A 14561-nucleotide genomic window follows, 5' to 3' on the forward strand; every position below is an offset into this window, starting at 1 on the left:
AGCAACAGGGAAAGGCCCTCATTGAAAATCAGCGACGCCAGGCAGCTCATCCAGGTCAAAGCTCCGGTCCTCTCCCGCCAGCGCCGGGTGCTGGCCAACGCTTTCAATGTGGAGGAATACCGGAAAGCGGCACAGCGGGTCCTGCCGGCCGGGATCTTTGACTACCTCGACGGCGGCTCCGAGGACGAAGTGACGCTCCGCCGCAACCGCGCCGTCTTCGATTCCTGGGCGCTTATGCCCAGTTGGGGCCCGGTCTCCGGACCTGATACCAGCACCACCCTGCTCGGTAAAAGCAGTGCCCTGCCCCTGACGTTGACGCCCACCGGGGCCACCAGGCTGTTCCATCCCGAGGGTGAACTGGCCGTCGCGGCCGCCGCGGACCGGGCCCGTATCCCCTACGGGCTGGCAGGCCTGAGCACGGTGGCCATGGAAACGATTGCGCAGGGCCACCCGGGCCTGGACCGCTGGTTCAACTTCGGGCTTACCTCCGATGCCCAGGCCTTGAAGGACAAACTCGCGCGTTGCGACGCCGCCGGGTTCACCACGCTGATTGTCGGCGTCGATACGCGGGCTCTCGGCGCCAGGGAACGGGACCTGCACAACGGCTTCACGGCCCCGCCCGCGCTGACGTTGTCAACCATCGCGGACATCGCCCGCCGGCCGTCGTGGTGGATCAACTTCCTGAAATCGGACGGGATCAGTTTCCCGAACCTGGACCCGCGCAGTGCCGCGGCCACCTCCGTGGTCACCCCGTCCATGTGGCAGCACATTCTGGGCCACTCGGATGCGACCAGCGGATGGAATGAACTGGAATCCTTGCGGCAGGCCTGGCACGGCAAGATCGTGCTCAAGGGCTGCGTCAACCCGGCCGACGTCGCCCAGGCCGCCCGGATCGGCCTGGACGCCGTCCAGCTGAGCAACCACGGCGGCCGGCAACTCGACCACATGCTGAGCCCGATGGATGTGCTGCAGGAATCCCGGCAGCGGGTGGGCGACTCGATCGAGATCTATGTGGACTCGGGAATCCGCCGGGGCAGCGACGTCCTCAAGGCGCTGGCCCTGGGCGCCGACGCCTGCTCGATCGGCAGGGCTTACCTGTACGGACTGGTGGCGGCGGGCTCGCCCGGCGTCGGGCGCATCATTGAGATCTTCGCGGACGAGCTGCGGCGTACCATGACGTTAGTGGGCGTTTCCAGCATTTCGGAGTTGAAAGCTCGAGGCGGGGAAATTCTGCGGGACATCCGTCATTCCGGAGAAATCCTTGAAACAACAGCGTCAGGCAACACGCACTAACTAGTTCTGAACTTGCAGGCACCCAGTGCCCTCCTCCCGCAGACTTGCGGGAACCAAGAGACACTCTGAACAGCTAAGGAAACCATGCGCACCCGATACCTACTTCCCGTTCTCACCATGGCCACAGCACTCGCGCTCTCCGGCTGCGTCGACAACAGCGCACCGGCCGCCACCGGCGCGGCATCCGGCAGCTCCGACGCCATCGAGGTGAAAAAGAATGACGCCATCGCCGCGATGCTCCCGGAGAAGATGAAGACCGCGGGCGTGCTCAACGTCGGCATGGCCAACAACTACCCGCCCAACGAGTTCAAGGACGACAACGGTGCGCCGGCCGGCTGGGCCGTGGACCTCACGAACGCCCTGGGCCAGGTCATGGGCCTGAAGGTCAACTTCGACATCGGCACCTTCGACAACATCCTTCCGGCGGTGAAGGCCGGAAAGGACGACATCGGCGTCTCCTCCTTCACCGACACCCTGGAACGCGAACAGCAGGTCGATTTCGTCAACTACTACTCCGCCGGAATCCAGTGGGCCGCCCCGAAGGGCAAGACCGTGGACCCCGAGAACGCCTGCGGGCTCAAGGTCGCGGTCCAGGCCACCACCTACCAGGACACGCACGAGGTGCCGGCGAAGTCGAAGGCCTGCACCGACGCCGGCAAGCCCGCCATCACCATCTTCAAGTACGACGCCCAGGACCAGGCCACCAACGCCCTGGTGGTGGGACAGGTTGACGCGATGAGTGCTGATTCCCCGGTGACCCTGTACGCGATCTCCAAGACCAAGGACAAGCTGCAGACCGCCGGCGACGCCTTCGAAGTGGCACCCTACGGGATGCCGGTCGCCAAGGGCAGCGAATTCACGCCCGTCCTGCAGAAGGCCCTCCAGACGCTGATCGACGACGGCACCTACAACAAGATCCTCTCCAAGTGGGGCGTAGAAGCCGGCGGCGTCAAGACGGCGGACCTCAACGTGGCAGCCAAAGGGTGATAGCGGATGAGCGAGCCGGAATCCGACCGGATGATTGAGGCGGAACCCGGCAAAATCGGGGAACCCGGAAGGACGCCGCGGGCCGGACGGGGACGGCACGACGACGACGCGCCGCCGGAAGCGATCGTCGCGATCCCGCTGCGCCACCCCTGGCGGAACGTGGTGGCGGTACTCCTCGTCCTCGGGCTGGCGGTCTTTGTGCTGGACGCCGCCCAGCGCTCGGACTACGGCTGGCCGGACGTGGGCAAGTACATCTTCGACCGCCGGATCAGCCAGGCTGCCTGGGTGACGTTGTGGCTGACCATCTACGCGATGATCGGCGCTATCGTCATCGGCCTGCTGCTGGCCATCATGCGGCTGTCGCCGAACCCGGTGCTGAAGAGCATTGCCTGGCTGTATATCTGGATCTTCCGGGGAACCCCGGTCTACGTGCAGCTGGTCTTCTGGGGCATCGTGTCCCTGATCTATCCGGTGTTCACCCTCGGCATTCCGTTTATGGAGCCGTGGGTCACCATCCCGAATGAGATCTTCACCAACCTCTTCATCACCGCCGTGATCGGGCTGGCCCTGAACGAGGCCGCGTACATGTCCGAAATCGTGCGCGCCGGGCTGCTGTCCGTGGACCAGGGCCAGGAGGAAGCGTCGACGGCGCTGGCCATGTCCTGGGGCCAGACGATGCGGTTCGTCGTGGTTCCGCAGGCGATGAAGATCATCATCCCGCCCACCGGCAACGAGGTGATCTCGATGCTCAAGACCACCTCCCTGGTTGCCGCGATTCCGTTGAGCATTGACCTCTACGGCGTGTCCCGCGGTATCTCCGCGGTGACGTTCACTCCGGTGCCGCTGCTGATTGTGGCATCCCTCTGGTACCTGCTCTTCACCTCCATCCTGATGGTGGGACAGCACTTCATTGAGAAGCGGTTCTCGCGCGGAACCGGGCGGGTCAAGACGGGCAAGGAACCGGCGGCGCCGGGACCGGCACCGGCGGTTCCCGGCGGGCCCACCCCACCGATCGGCACAGATTTTGGAGGAAAAGGATGACGGACGCGCCGATGGTGCTTGCGGAGCGGGTCTCCAAGAATTTCGGCACCAACAAGGTGCTGCGCGGGATCAGCCTCGAGGTCGACCCCGGCGAGGTGCTCTGCATCGTGGGCCCCAGCGGTTCGGGCAAATCCACGTTCCTGCGCTGCATCAACCACCTGGAACGGGTTGACGGCGGCCGGCTTTCGGTCGACGGACAGCTGGTTGGCTACCGCCAAAAGGGAGACAAGCTCTACGAACTGAAACTCAAGGAAGCAGCCTTCCAGCGCCAGGAAATCGGAATGGTGTTCCAGCGGTTCAACCTGTTTCCGCACCTGACCGCAGTGGAGAACATCATCCTCGCCCCCATGCGGGTGAAGGGTATTTCCAAGGCCAAAGCCACCGCCCGGGCCATGGAACTGCTGGAGCGTGTCGGCCTCGGCGACAAGGGGGACGCCTATCCGGCGCACCTGTCCGGCGGGCAGCAGCAGCGGGTGGCCATCGCCCGTGCGCTGGCCATGGACCCGAAGCTGATGCTCTTCGACGAGCCGACCAGCGCCCTGGACCCGGAGCTGGTGGGCGAGGTGCTCGACGTTATGAAGGAACTGGCCAAGAGCGGCATGACCATGATCGTGGTGACGCATGAGATGGGGTTCGCCCGCGAAGTGGCTGACACACTGGTGTTCATGGACGAAGGTGTGGTGGTGGAGGCCGGACCACCCCGGGAGATGCTGAGCAATCCGCAGCACGACCGGACCAAGGCGTTCCTTTCCAAGGTTCTCTGACACCGGGACCTGTGGCTTCGCCGCCGCGAGAGTGGAAAAATGAAGTCGTGGAAAGCCTCGCGGACAGTAAGGTCTGGGCTGACTACAACGCGGCCCAGGCGGACCGTCCCGTGCGCTCACTCTGCCTGGACGCCATGGCCTACGCGGGTCCGGGCAACGGCCGCCGTGCCATCGACCTGGGCTGCGGCGCCGGGAAGGAAACGCTGGCCCTGCTGCGCGCTGGCTGGCACGTGCACGCCGTCGACTCACTGCCGGACACCCGGGAACGGCTGCTGGGGATCGCTCCGGCGGACGCGGACGGCCGGCTCAGCATTGAGGTGCGGGCCTTCCAGGACCTCCGGGTACTCCCGCCGGCGGGCCTGATCTTCGCCGGTTATTCGCTGCCGTTCATCCACCCGGACAGGTTCAGCGAGTTCTGGGCCGCGATGCTGGAGGCCCTCCGGCGCCCGGGCATTCTTGCCGTGAACCTCTTCGGGGACCGGGATTCCTGGGCCGACATCGCCGAATGGAACTTCCACACCGAAGCGGCGGCGCGGCAGCTCTTCGACGGGCTGGAGATCCTGACGTTCGAGGTGTACGACGACGACGGCCAGTCGTTCCGGGGCCCCAAGCACTGGCACATCTACGACGTGATCGCCCGCAAGCCGTGACGCGTCAGCCGGCCCGTGGCGGCGGAATTTGCCGTCCGGTTCGATTTTCGCGGGCACCGTGGGACAGACTGTTGCCGTGAGCAACTCTCCCCGGACGGGCCTCGCCGTCGCAGGACTCAGCCTGGGCACGGCCCTGAACCCGCTGAACTCCTCGATGATCGCCGTCGCCCTGGTGGTGCTGCGCGCGGACTTCGGGCTCGACGTCGCCACCGTCACCTGGGTGATCACCTCCTTCTACCTCACCTCGGCGGCGGGCCAGCCGCTCATGGGCCGGCTGGCGGACCGGTTCGGCCCGCGGCGGCTGTTCATGATCGGCATGGCGCTGGTGGCCGTGACCTGCGCCCTCGCCCCGTTCTCGCCGAACTTCTCGGTGCTCTGCGTGGCCCGAGCCTTTATGGCCCTCGGCACTGCCGCCGCCTACCCGAGCGCCGTCGTGATGGTCGGCGCCCTGGCGAAACTGGCGAACGTGAAGTCCACCCGGCCGCTGGGCCGGATCCAGATGGCCAACACCTCCGCGGCGGCCGTCGGGCCGGTCGTGGGCGGGCTCCTGGTGGGGTTCGTCGGCTGGGAAGCCCTGTTCCTGATCAACGTCCCGCTGGCCTTGGCAGCGATCATCCTGGTCCGCCGCTTCGCCCCCGCGGACGAGGACCGGGAACGCGGCCGGGCCTCGGAGCTGCTGCGGGACTCGGACCTCCCCGGCATCCTGGCCTTCATCGGCTCCATGGTCCTGGTGATGATGGCGCTGCTCAACGTGCTGCCGGACTACCGCTGGTGGCTGCTGGGCGCAGGCACCCTGCTGGCCGTGCTCTTCGTCTGGCGCGAACTGCGCTTCGCCCCGCCGTTCCTGGACCTGCGGCTGCTGGGCAGGAACCGGCCGCTGCTGCTGGTCTATCTGGGCTTCGCCCTGTTTAGCGCCGTCTACTACTTCGCGTTCTTCGGCCTGCCGCAGCTGCTGCAGGAAGCCGGCGGCTACGAGCCCGGAATCGTCGGCCTGTTGATGCTGCCGCTGGCCGCGATGTCGGTGGTGGTGACGCCCTTGGCGGTCCGCGCCATCGACCGGATCGGGGTCAAGCGGGTGCTGGTCTCCGGCGTGGTTCTCCTCATAGTGGCCTCCGCGACGATGTGGCTGCTGAGCGCCTCGTTCGCCATCCCGTTGGTGCTGGCGCTGACAGCGTTCCTGGGCGTTCCGTACGGGGTGGCCAGTATCGCTTACAACCAGGGCATGTACCTCTCCACGAGGCCGGAGGAACGCGGTGTGGCTGCCGGGATCTTCCAGACCTGCCGGTACCTCGGGGCCATCACGGCGACGGTGCTAATCGGCATCTTCTACGGCACGGGCGTGAACCAGGCCAACTGGGGGCTGATGGTTTTTGTCATGCTGGGACTCGGCGCGGTGGTGTTCGTGGTGTCGCTGCTGTGGCGGGAGCGGCGGAGCTAGGGGTCCGCGGGCGCGGACTCCGACGCCGTCTGGCCCGGTCGGCCCTCATCGTCAAAGTGATACTGCCGTAGGACGTTGGACCGGGCTGGGTCCTTGAGCTTTTCCATCGCCCCGACCTCGATCTGGCGGATGTGTTCGCGGGTGGTGCCGCAAACGCTCGCCACCGCGTCCAGGGTTCTCGCTCCGCCGCCGTCCAGACCGAATCGCATCGCAATGACTCGGGCCTCCCGATCCTCGAGCGTGGCGAGCACGGCTAGCAGCTGCGCCCGCAGTTGTTCATGGAAGGGCGCATCGGTCGCGTCGGGGGCGGAAACATCCCACAGCTGGTCGGCCAGGGCCTCGGTTCCGCCCTTGCCGTCGGGCACCTGAGCGTCCAACGAACAGACCGGCTGGTCCACGGTCAGCAGACACTCAATCTTGGCGATCGAACTGCCCATGAGCTCCCTAAGATCCTCGCTACCGCAAACGGCCCCTGTCATAGCGGCGGTCCGTTGAGCTGACCGCACCTTCTGCAGCTGCCCGACGACGTTCGTCGGCAACCGGATCAGTCTTGACTGGTCGGCCAGCGCCCGGGTGATGGCGTTCCGGACACATACCGTGGCGTGCGTGGAGAATCTAAAACCCATGGCGAAGTCGAACGTGCGCACGGCATTGAGTAATCCCAGGTTTCCTTCCTGGATCAGGTCGTCAAAATCAAGGCCCCGGCGGGTGTAGTGCTTGGCGATCGATACGACGAGCCGGAGGTTGGCGTGGAACAGCGCGTTGCCGGCAAGCCTGCCCAGAACGACGATGGCCTGAAGCTCCCCGCTGTCCTGGCCGGGCCGCGAGGTACCGTCCGTCAGGAGCTGCTCCGCGAAAAGCCCGGCTTCGATCTCTTGTGCCAGTTCCACTACCTGCTCCGGGGTGAGCAAGGCGTACTTCCTCAGCCGGCGCAGGTAGGCCTCGACGACGTCGTCGGTGAGCGTTCGCATTGCCTCGTGGATCCGGTCAGCCATGTCATCCCCTGTTGGACGGGTCAAGCTTGTGAAGGCAGACTACGGCCCCGGACTGACAAAAATCGGGGGGGTGGGCGGGCCCGGCCAGGAGGCGAGCAACGCGATCTTGACATGCCCGAAGACCAGGAATAGGTTCTGCCTTAACAGGGCATTTCGCCCGTTCCACATAACTTTTTCGCAGTCTTTCTCGGCGCTCCGCGCGGGTCCCTGCCCGGAGTGGCAGTCCGGCGGCGTTGGTTCGTACGGCATGCCCGAGCAACTCGCTGGGGAATCCAATTTCGGTCTCTCGCCTACAAGGAGTCGGAAATGTCAGAAGGTATTGGACTGATAGAGCGGTTTTACAGGGACGTACTAGAGAGCGGAAACCTAGACCTCGTTGATGAGCTGGCGACGGAGAGCTACGTGGATCACGAGGAGGGCCTCCCCGGGCAACCGCCGGGACGGGAAGGCGTCAAATTCTTCGTGAACACGATGCGGTCGGCTTTCCCGGACATCAAGGTCAAAGAGATCGTTCCCTCGCTGAGCGCCGGAAACCTGGAGGCATGCCACGTGGTGCTGACGGGCACCCATCGTGGGGAGCTGGCCGGCGTCCCGCCAACCGGCAAGCATGTTGAGTTCGATTGCACCGACATCATCCGCGTCGAGGACGGCAAGGTAGCCGAGCACTGGGGCACCACCGACAACATGAGCATCATGCGGCAGATCGGCGCCATGGCCATGGCCTAAGTAAGACCGGAGCACGACGGCGGCCGGAACGACCGCCGTCGGGCGCAAAGAGAGGCTGTCCACGTTCCGAAAGGGAATGCCGACAGCCTTTCGTTGCGCCGGGTTCCTGTTGCCCTGTTGCCCAGTCACACTGCCGGCAATTTTCACCCCTATTTCGGCAGGCCCAGATCGGTCCATAATGGCCACATAATCTTCGGGGGCCTTGGCGCCGGTGATGGGTGGCGCGGCGTTGAAGAGTCCCAGGTGGCCGCCCCGGCTCGGCGCAACGGGCGGTCACGGCCCCGGTCAAGGACATTCCGGGGACCGACACCGGGGGGTGCACGCCATCGCTGCGATACATCAACGCACAGAAGGGAATCATCATGCTCAAGGATTCAAACATCATGGCCGTCCTCCCCGCGAAAGACATCAACAGGGCGAAGGATTTCTACCGGGACAAGCTGGGAATGGAACCCTCCGAGTCCATGGAGGACGACAGTGTGATGTACCGCTGCGGCAACGGAACGGGCTTTCTCGTTTACCAGACAGAGAACGCAGGGACAGCCAAGAACACCCAGATGGGCTGGGAGACGGACAACCTCGAACGCGAGATGGAGGAACTGCGGGGCCGCGGTGTCGCCTTTGAAGAGTACGATTTCCCGGGCCTGAAGACGGAGAACGGCGTTGCCACCAGCGATTGGGGCAAGTCCGCCTGGTTCCTGGACAGCGAGGGCAACATTCTCAACATCTCCCAGCGCGCATAATCAGCCCTCGAGCTCGTAGGCCTTGGGCAGCTTCAGCCCGCGCTCTTCCATAACCGTGCGCAGGCGGGTGGGGTAGTCGGTGATGATGCCGTCCACGCCGAGGTCCATCAGGCGGTGCATGTCCGCCGTGGTGTTCACGGTCCAGGGGATGACCGGCAGGCCGAGTTCGTGCGCCTCCGCGATCATGCCGGGGGTGACGGAGCGGAAGGCGGGGGAGATGACGTCGTAACCCTGGGCTGCCGCCGCCTTGGCGAGGGATCCGCCGTAGGTGTCGATGTCGATGCCGCCGAGGTTGGGGCTGGCGCCGGGCTGGCCGACGGCGAGCCAGGCGTCGCCGCTGGACAACGCAACGAGCGGCAGCTCCGGGGCGATTTCCTTGGTCAGGTTCAGCGATGACCAGTCGAAGGACTGCACCGTGATGCGGTCGGCCATGCCGGAAGCCTGGACCTCCGCGACCACGGCCCTGGTCAGCGCCACCATGCCCTCGCCGCCGATCTGGCTGCTTTCCACCTTGGTCTCGATGTTGAAGCGGACCTTCTCGGCGCCGGCGTCGCGCACCAGCTGGAACACGTCCTTGAGCTCGGCGATCCGGTTGCCCTCGATCACATCCTGCTCCGGGTACCCCTTCAGCTGGGCGAAGCCGCAGTCCAGGGTTTTGATCTGGGCCAGCGAGAGTTCGGCCACCCGGTCGCCGACGTACGGGAAGGCGGCGTCGCCCGGCGTCGCCGGCGTCGTGTCCAGGCATTTGTCCGCCTGGATGGTGTCATCGTGCCAGACGATGACCTTGCCGTCAGCAGTCAGGTGGGTGTCCAGCTCCAGGGTGGTCACTCCCAGCGTCAGCGAGTTCGCGAACGCGGCCAGGGATTCCTCGGTCCATTCGCCGCGGCCTCCCCGGTGGGACTGCAGGTCAAAGGACCCGTTGCTCTCATTGGTCTTGATGCTGGTTTTCGCCTTGACGGCGGCCGTTCCGGCAGCGTTCGACGACGGCGCGGAGCTGGCTTCGGTGTGTGAAGCGGCGACGGCGGGGCCCGCCAGGGCGGCGATGAGCGCGGTAGCGGCCGCGGCAGTTAGGGATGTGCGCATGGTGATGGTTCCTCCCGGATGACGGTTGCCGGCGCTGCGCCGGCGACCCGACAACCCTAGGAAGACGAGATGGACTGCCGTGTTCGGGGAACTGGACCCCGGGTGAACACTTCGACACCCCTTACGACGCGGGGTCAAATGGCCAAGGGGCGGAGCCACTGACGCAGTGCTCCCCGGCTCCCGGACTCACGAGGTGCCGGAGTCACCGTTCCACACCCGGCGGCGCCGGGTGTGGTGTACCCGTTTGGTCACCGTCAGCGGTGTCCAGATTGGACCGTAGGCCCTCGAGCAGTTCTTGAATGTGCTCCGGCCGCTCTATGTTGGCGAAGTGGCCGCAGCAGGGGATCGTGACCATCTGGGCGTGCGGAACTACAGCCGCCAACCGGACCAGGTCGGATCGGGGGGTGAAGATATCGTTGTCCCCGCGGGTCGCCAGCACCGGGCAGCGGATAGCGCGCCATTGCCCAAAATCGTAGCGCGCTGCGGCATGGGCAGCCGCGACAAAGCTGGATGGACGGGCGTCCGTACCGAGCCGACGAATAACCCTCGCGGAAATGGTCGCGGGATATTCGAAGAAGGGGGACAGCAGAAGTCTCATCGCTGCTGTCGGGGCAATTGCATGTACCAGTGCCGGGCCCCACGGGCCGAGGGCGGCCAATGTGCGCATAAGCAGCAGCATGCCGACCAACGCGGGGGATCTGCGCAGCCTGCGCAGCGGCCTCCCTGAAGCCTCGGCCGCGTCGAACGTCGTCGCCGAAATGGTGGCTACACCGGCGGTCCGATTCGGCCAGGCCGCGGCAATGTGCAGCGCCAGGAACCCGCCCATTGAGTGGCCCACCAGGTTCCACCGGCGGTAGCCGAGTGAGCTCAGCACGTCGGTGATAGCGCGGGCCACCGCCTCGATGCTGAAATTCTCCAGCCGGACACCTTTCGTGGAGTCGCCCCAGCCCGGGAGATCTATCAGTACCCGGTCGTTGGCCGGAGCACCGACGAGCAGCGGGAGGAATGAAGTCCAGGATCCCGCGGCGCCGTGAAGGTAGACATCCGGGATGCATGACGAGGAACGCACGCCACCCTCGCCCTTTTGGATCCGGACCGCGCAGGGACCCAAGTCCGTGGGCAGGATGTGCAGCCGCAACGTGGCCACTTCCCTAGGGGCGGTTTCCTGCTGAACGCTCATGCTCACCTTCTCTCCGTGGTTTCAGAGGAGATTCGGAGCCCCGGGCGTACCGGACCGGTCCTGCCGTGTGCGCCCGGCCTCTGACGGTCCCGGACGTTCTTCTAAGAAACGAGAACCTTCAACGCCATCAGGTCTGGCGGGTACGGGTCCTGCCTGAGATTTCCTGACCGATGTGCTCGTACAGTGCGAGCATTGCTGAGACCCTGGTCCCAGGGCAACCGAGAGCGTCATCGAGCCAGGCGAAGAGGAAGTCGCTGGCAGTCAGCAGGTCAACTCTTGTGAAATCACCCAGGCGGGCAGGGCGCAAGGTGATGCCGGAGAGAGTGAGCCGCGAGGCTGCGCCGCTTTCGGGGGAGCTTGTTTCAAGTGAGACTCGTCCGTGGGCGGGCCCTCCGCCGGCCCGGCCGACGTTGGCTTGCAGATCCGTCCGGAGCCAGGCGAGGGAGCCCGACTCTACGAACGCGGCGCTGCCCAGGTGCACACGGATGTGCGAGCTGACCCGTAGCTTACGGATTCTTGTAGTGACGTCGACCAGGGCTGCCCGGGTGAAGCGGGTGAGGCTTCCGTCGATATCGACGTGGACGGTGTCACGGGGTGGGTCCAGGCTGATGACGGCTTGGAGTTGGTGGTCCAAGGTCACGCTCAACAACGGCACCAAGGATGGTTCCGCCGTGCCCTGTTGTATCGGCTCGTGTTTGGCGGTGTCAGTCGGATTCTCAGCGGGTTGCCCCGTTGAGGGCATCGCTTGACTACGCGGGTTCAAGTTGCGTCCTCAGCTTCTGGAGGCCGCCTCTGATTCGGGATTTGATCGTGGGCAGGGGTACGGAGAGCATTACCGCGATCTCCCGGTAGGTCAGCGAACCGAAATAGGCCAGGACAATGGATTCGCGCTGCAGTGTCGATAGGCATGCCAGTGAGGTGATGAGTGTCCGGGCGTCCATCTTCTCTGCCACAGTGTCGAGGACGCCGTCGTAGGCAGCCGGTGCGGTTGACGCCCAGCGTTCGTCCCGGTTTCGGCTACTTTGGGTCGATCGGACTTTGTCCACTGCCCGCCGGTGCGCGATGGTCATCAGCCAGGCCATTGGGCTGCCGACGGGCGCCTGGTATTTCGCTGCATCCTGCCAGACAACGATGAATACTTCCTGGACCACCTCTTCGCTGAGTTCCCGGTCGATGACGACCCGCCGGACCAGCCCTGCGACCTGCCCGGACGTGTGGCGGTAGAACTCACTGAACGCTTGGTGATCCCCCTGTGCAGTGCGCAGGAGCAGTCCGGTAAGGAAGCCCCGGGCCGCCTCGGGCCCTGACGGGACGATCTGCTCTTCCAAAAGGTTCATGGCGCCTTCATAGTTTCGGACCGACAGCCATGGGCGGGCTGCCGACGTTGCGCACAGGCCCAATGTCATAGCGCCCTGTTCTCGGTACGGTCACGAAAGCCGGGGGCGGATCTCTCCAACCCCTGGTAGAACGCTCGTTCTCGCATCGTTGCTTTAGAATAGAGAACGATCGTTATCTAGGCAAGCGGAGAGACCGGGGAGGTTCGGGCGGTGAGCACAGCAGAGAGCGCCGGCGCCCCGCGTCGGCTCGCCGAAAGGCCCGACGACGCTGCGTCCCGGGAGTTGGTCCTAGCCGCGGCCGGTCAGCTTTTTTATGCCCGGGGCTTCACCGCCGTTGGGATGGATGAGCTTCGGACCGAATCCGGCATCCCACTCAAGCGCCTCTACCGCTTGTTCCCCTCCAAGGAAGCCATCGTGGAAGAGGTGCTGTTCGCCTGGCAGCGGATGTGGACCGCCGGCGTAACGGCCCAGGTTGAATCAACCCTGGAGCCACGCGAGCGGCTGTTGGCCGTCTATGATTTCCTGGCTGGCTGGTTCGCTTCCGAGGGATTCCGGGGGTGCGCTTTCATCAACTCCTTTGGGGAAGTGGGCGGCGCTTCCGGGAACATCACCGACATCGTTAGGCAGCACAAAAAGCACTTCCAGACATATCTGGCGCAGCTGGCGGACGAAGCCGGAGCCCCAGCATCGCTGGCTCCGCAACTCGCGATCCTTGCCGAAGGCGCCATAACGACCGCGGCGATAGCTGCCAGCGCCGAACCTGCGCGCCACGCGCGGGCGGCGGCGGAAATCCTTATCGACGTCGCACTGCAGGGCAGCGCACGCGGCAATGGCCCCACCCAAGACACGCCTTAATGTATGGATCGGCAGGGCGGAAAGGCAGCTTCTGACCTCATCCGTCCGATCGCCGCGACCCGCTCAAGCGTCGCGCGACGGAGGTCATCGGACTGACTGAATCCTGCCATGGCGGCCACTTTGCGCTCCTAGGCCAGGATGTCCAGGACACCCCGCACAATAGTTGCGGCGGAGCCAAGATAGGCGAGAACTATCAGCAGCAGTTGGGCAGTCCTCGCCGGGACGTGCCTGGCGCTGACGTCGCCCAGCACTAGCCCGGCGAGGCACGCGATGGCCACAGCCAGCCACATGCCCCACGGGAGGACAGGGAAGGTTTCGGGAGCCGTAATCGCCTTGGACATCAACGAGAAGCATCCAATGGTCAAGAAGTAGGGCTGCATCGTGGCCGCGAACGAACGGTGGTTCCAGCCGGTGGCGATGGAGTACATGCTCACCGCAGGCCCGCCCACGCCCGCCGCCGTGTTCATGAAGCCGCTCAGGCCTCCGGCGGTCCAAAGATAACGGCGACGGGCCGGTAGTTTCGCAGATTTCAGTGCCAGCAGGACGGTCAGCCCGACAGCCAGAAGGAGACCGATCGAGATTTGCAGGACGGCCGGGGGATCAGCCGGATCAGGAACGCCGCCGGGATGATCCCGAGGAGCGCCGAGGCGGCCAGAGCGGCGTACCGGCGCCAGTCGATGTCCCGGACCACCCGGAAGATGATGGCACCGGCTGTCACGGCGCCGCAGAGGTTCACCAGCACCACGCCTTCCACCGGTCCGAGGAGCAGGACCAGGAAGGGAGCGGCCACCAGGGCGAAGCCCATTCCAGTGATGCGCTGCATCCCGGCCCCCATGACGACGGCGGCCAGCACCAGTCCGGTGGTAAACACTTATGGCGTCCAGGCCGATTTCAGGTTCACGTCAGAGTTCTCATTTCTTGGGCTAGTGAAATTCAAGCATGGGTCTGCCGGGGCGCTTGACGCCGCCGCCCTTAGGTGCGGCTACCCAGAACCGCCTGCAATTTCTCGAACGACTCGGTCCATCCGCTTCGGTGCAGGGCCAGCCGCTCTTCCGTCAGGAACGGTCCCTGCGAGAGCGCCAGGCGTGTGTCCTCGCCGGTAATCCCGAGGGAGAGGTCGACGACGGTTTGCCGGTCGTCCGGTGTCGGTTCCTCCCAGCGGAACGTGTACACCAGGCGCCAGGGAGGATCAATCTCCAGGAACTCGCCGGAGAGGTGGAACGGTTCGCCCTCCGGCGGAGCCATGCGGAATCCGTAGCGGCCACCTTCCGTGAGGTTCAGCTCGGCTGCGGGGATGGTGAAGCCGTGCGGACCCCACCACTTCACCAGTTCGGTTGATTCCGTCAGCATCCGGAAGACTTCCTCCGGGGGAGCATCGAGCGTGTATTCGAGGTTCAGGACAAGACCGCCGGTTTCCTCATTCATCGCTCAACTCTGACAGCCCGCGGACGATCACGGAAGGGTCCCGG

The 14561-nt window shown here is 65.1% G+C and carries 15 protein-coding genes and 1 pseudogene; 9 read left to right on the top strand and 7 right to left on the bottom strand.

The window, feature by feature from the left end; translation table 11 throughout:
• Positions 1-21 precede the first annotated feature (21 nt).
• The 6 genes from AC50YC_RS09165 to AC50YC_RS09190 all read left to right on the top strand — a co-directional run bounded on the left by AC50YC_RS09165 (position 22) and on the right by AC50YC_RS09190 (position 6173).
• Positions 22-1293, top strand: coding sequence for an alpha-hydroxy acid oxidase (locus AC50YC_RS09165; protein WP_494953221.1), 1272 nt, complete (start codon positions 22-24; stop codon positions 1291-1293).
• Between the two features lie 117 nt (positions 1294-1410).
• Positions 1411-2280 (top strand): ABC transporter substrate-binding protein, encoded by an 870-nt coding sequence (locus tag AC50YC_RS09170; protein ID WP_494953222.1) that lies wholly within the window; start codon positions 1411-1413, stop codon positions 2278-2280.
• Positions 2281-2286: 6 nt separating this feature from the next.
• Positions 2287-3321: an amino acid ABC transporter permease gene (locus AC50YC_RS09175; protein WP_494953223.1), complete on the top strand. Its 1035-nt coding sequence runs from the start codon at positions 2287-2289 to the stop codon at positions 3319-3321.
• On the top strand, positions 3318-4085 hold the full coding sequence (locus AC50YC_RS09180; RefSeq protein ID WP_494953224.1) for an amino acid ABC transporter ATP-binding protein: 768 nt from the start codon (positions 3318-3320) through the stop codon (positions 4083-4085). The genes AC50YC_RS09175 and AC50YC_RS09180 overlap by 4 nt, the downstream gene beginning before the upstream one ends.
• Positions 4086-4132: 47 nt before the next feature.
• Positions 4133-4735 (top strand): class I SAM-dependent methyltransferase, encoded by a 603-nt coding sequence (locus tag AC50YC_RS09185; RefSeq protein WP_494953225.1) that lies wholly within the window; start codon positions 4133-4135, stop codon positions 4733-4735.
• A 76-nt stretch (positions 4736-4811) separates the two neighbouring features.
• Positions 4812-6173: an MFS transporter gene (locus AC50YC_RS09190; RefSeq protein WP_494953226.1), complete on the top strand. Its 1362-nt coding sequence runs from the start codon at positions 4812-4814 to the stop codon at positions 6171-6173.
• On the opposite strand, the gene AC50YC_RS09195 is transcribed toward AC50YC_RS09190, so the two are convergent.
• Entirely contained in the window at positions 6170-7168 is a 999-nt protein-coding gene (locus tag AC50YC_RS09195; RefSeq protein WP_494953227.1) for a sigma-70 family RNA polymerase sigma factor, read from the bottom strand. The genes AC50YC_RS09190 and AC50YC_RS09195 overlap by 4 nt on opposite strands.
• 306 nt (positions 7169-7474) lie before the next feature.
• On the opposite strand from AC50YC_RS09195, the gene AC50YC_RS09200 reads away from it, so the two are divergent.
• Positions 7475-7894 carry an ester cyclase gene (locus tag AC50YC_RS09200; RefSeq protein ID WP_494953228.1) on the top strand — a complete coding sequence of 140 codons (420 nt, stop codon included), beginning with the start codon at positions 7475-7477 and terminating at the stop codon, positions 7892-7894.
• Positions 7895-8256: 362 nt separating this feature from the next.
• Positions 8257-8637: a VOC family protein gene (locus AC50YC_RS09205; RefSeq protein ID WP_494953229.1), complete on the top strand. Its 381-nt coding sequence runs from the start codon at positions 8257-8259 to the stop codon at positions 8635-8637.
• Here the strand turns inward: AC50YC_RS09205 and AC50YC_RS09210 are convergent, their stop codons facing one another.
• From AC50YC_RS09210 to AC50YC_RS09225, 4 genes are all read right to left on the bottom strand, one after another.
• On the bottom strand, positions 8638-9720 hold the full coding sequence (locus tag AC50YC_RS09210; RefSeq protein ID WP_494953230.1) for a glycerophosphodiester phosphodiesterase family protein: 1083 nt from the start codon (positions 9718-9720) through the stop codon (positions 8638-8640). It lies immediately after the preceding gene.
• 202 nt (positions 9721-9922) lie between these two features.
• On the bottom strand, positions 9923-10900 hold the full coding sequence (locus AC50YC_RS09215) for an alpha/beta fold hydrolase (RefSeq protein ID WP_494953231.1): 978 nt from the start codon (positions 10898-10900) through the stop codon (positions 9923-9925).
• 127 nt (positions 10901-11027) lie between these two features.
• Complete coding sequence (locus AC50YC_RS09220; RefSeq protein ID WP_494953232.1) at positions 11028-11546, bottom strand: hypothetical protein; 519 nt, start codon at positions 11544-11546, stop codon at positions 11028-11030.
• A gap of 103 nt (positions 11547-11649) precedes the next feature.
• Positions 11650-12237 carry a sigma-70 family RNA polymerase sigma factor gene (locus AC50YC_RS09225; RefSeq protein WP_494953233.1) on the bottom strand — a complete coding sequence of 196 codons (588 nt, stop codon included), beginning with the start codon at positions 12235-12237 and terminating at the stop codon, positions 11650-11652.
• A gap of 210 nt (positions 12238-12447) precedes the next feature.
• Between AC50YC_RS09225 and AC50YC_RS09230 the strand changes: the two genes are divergently transcribed.
• Positions 12448-13092 carry a TetR/AcrR family transcriptional regulator gene (locus AC50YC_RS09230; RefSeq protein WP_494953234.1) on the top strand — a complete coding sequence of 215 codons (645 nt, stop codon included), beginning with the start codon at positions 12448-12450 and terminating at the stop codon, positions 13090-13092.
• A gap of 128 nt (positions 13093-13220) precedes the next feature.
• Here AC50YC_RS09230 and AC50YC_RS09235 read toward each other — a convergent pair.
• Positions 13221-13927: pseudogene (locus AC50YC_RS09235) on the bottom strand (sulfite exporter TauE/SafE family protein).
• Between the two features lie 137 nt (positions 13928-14064).
• Positions 14065-14517 (bottom strand): SRPBCC family protein, encoded by a 453-nt coding sequence (locus AC50YC_RS09240; protein WP_494953235.1) that lies wholly within the window; start codon positions 14515-14517, stop codon positions 14065-14067.
• Positions 14518-14561 lie beyond the last annotated feature (44 nt).

This window comes from Pseudarthrobacter sp. MDT1-56, assembly GCF_059383555.1.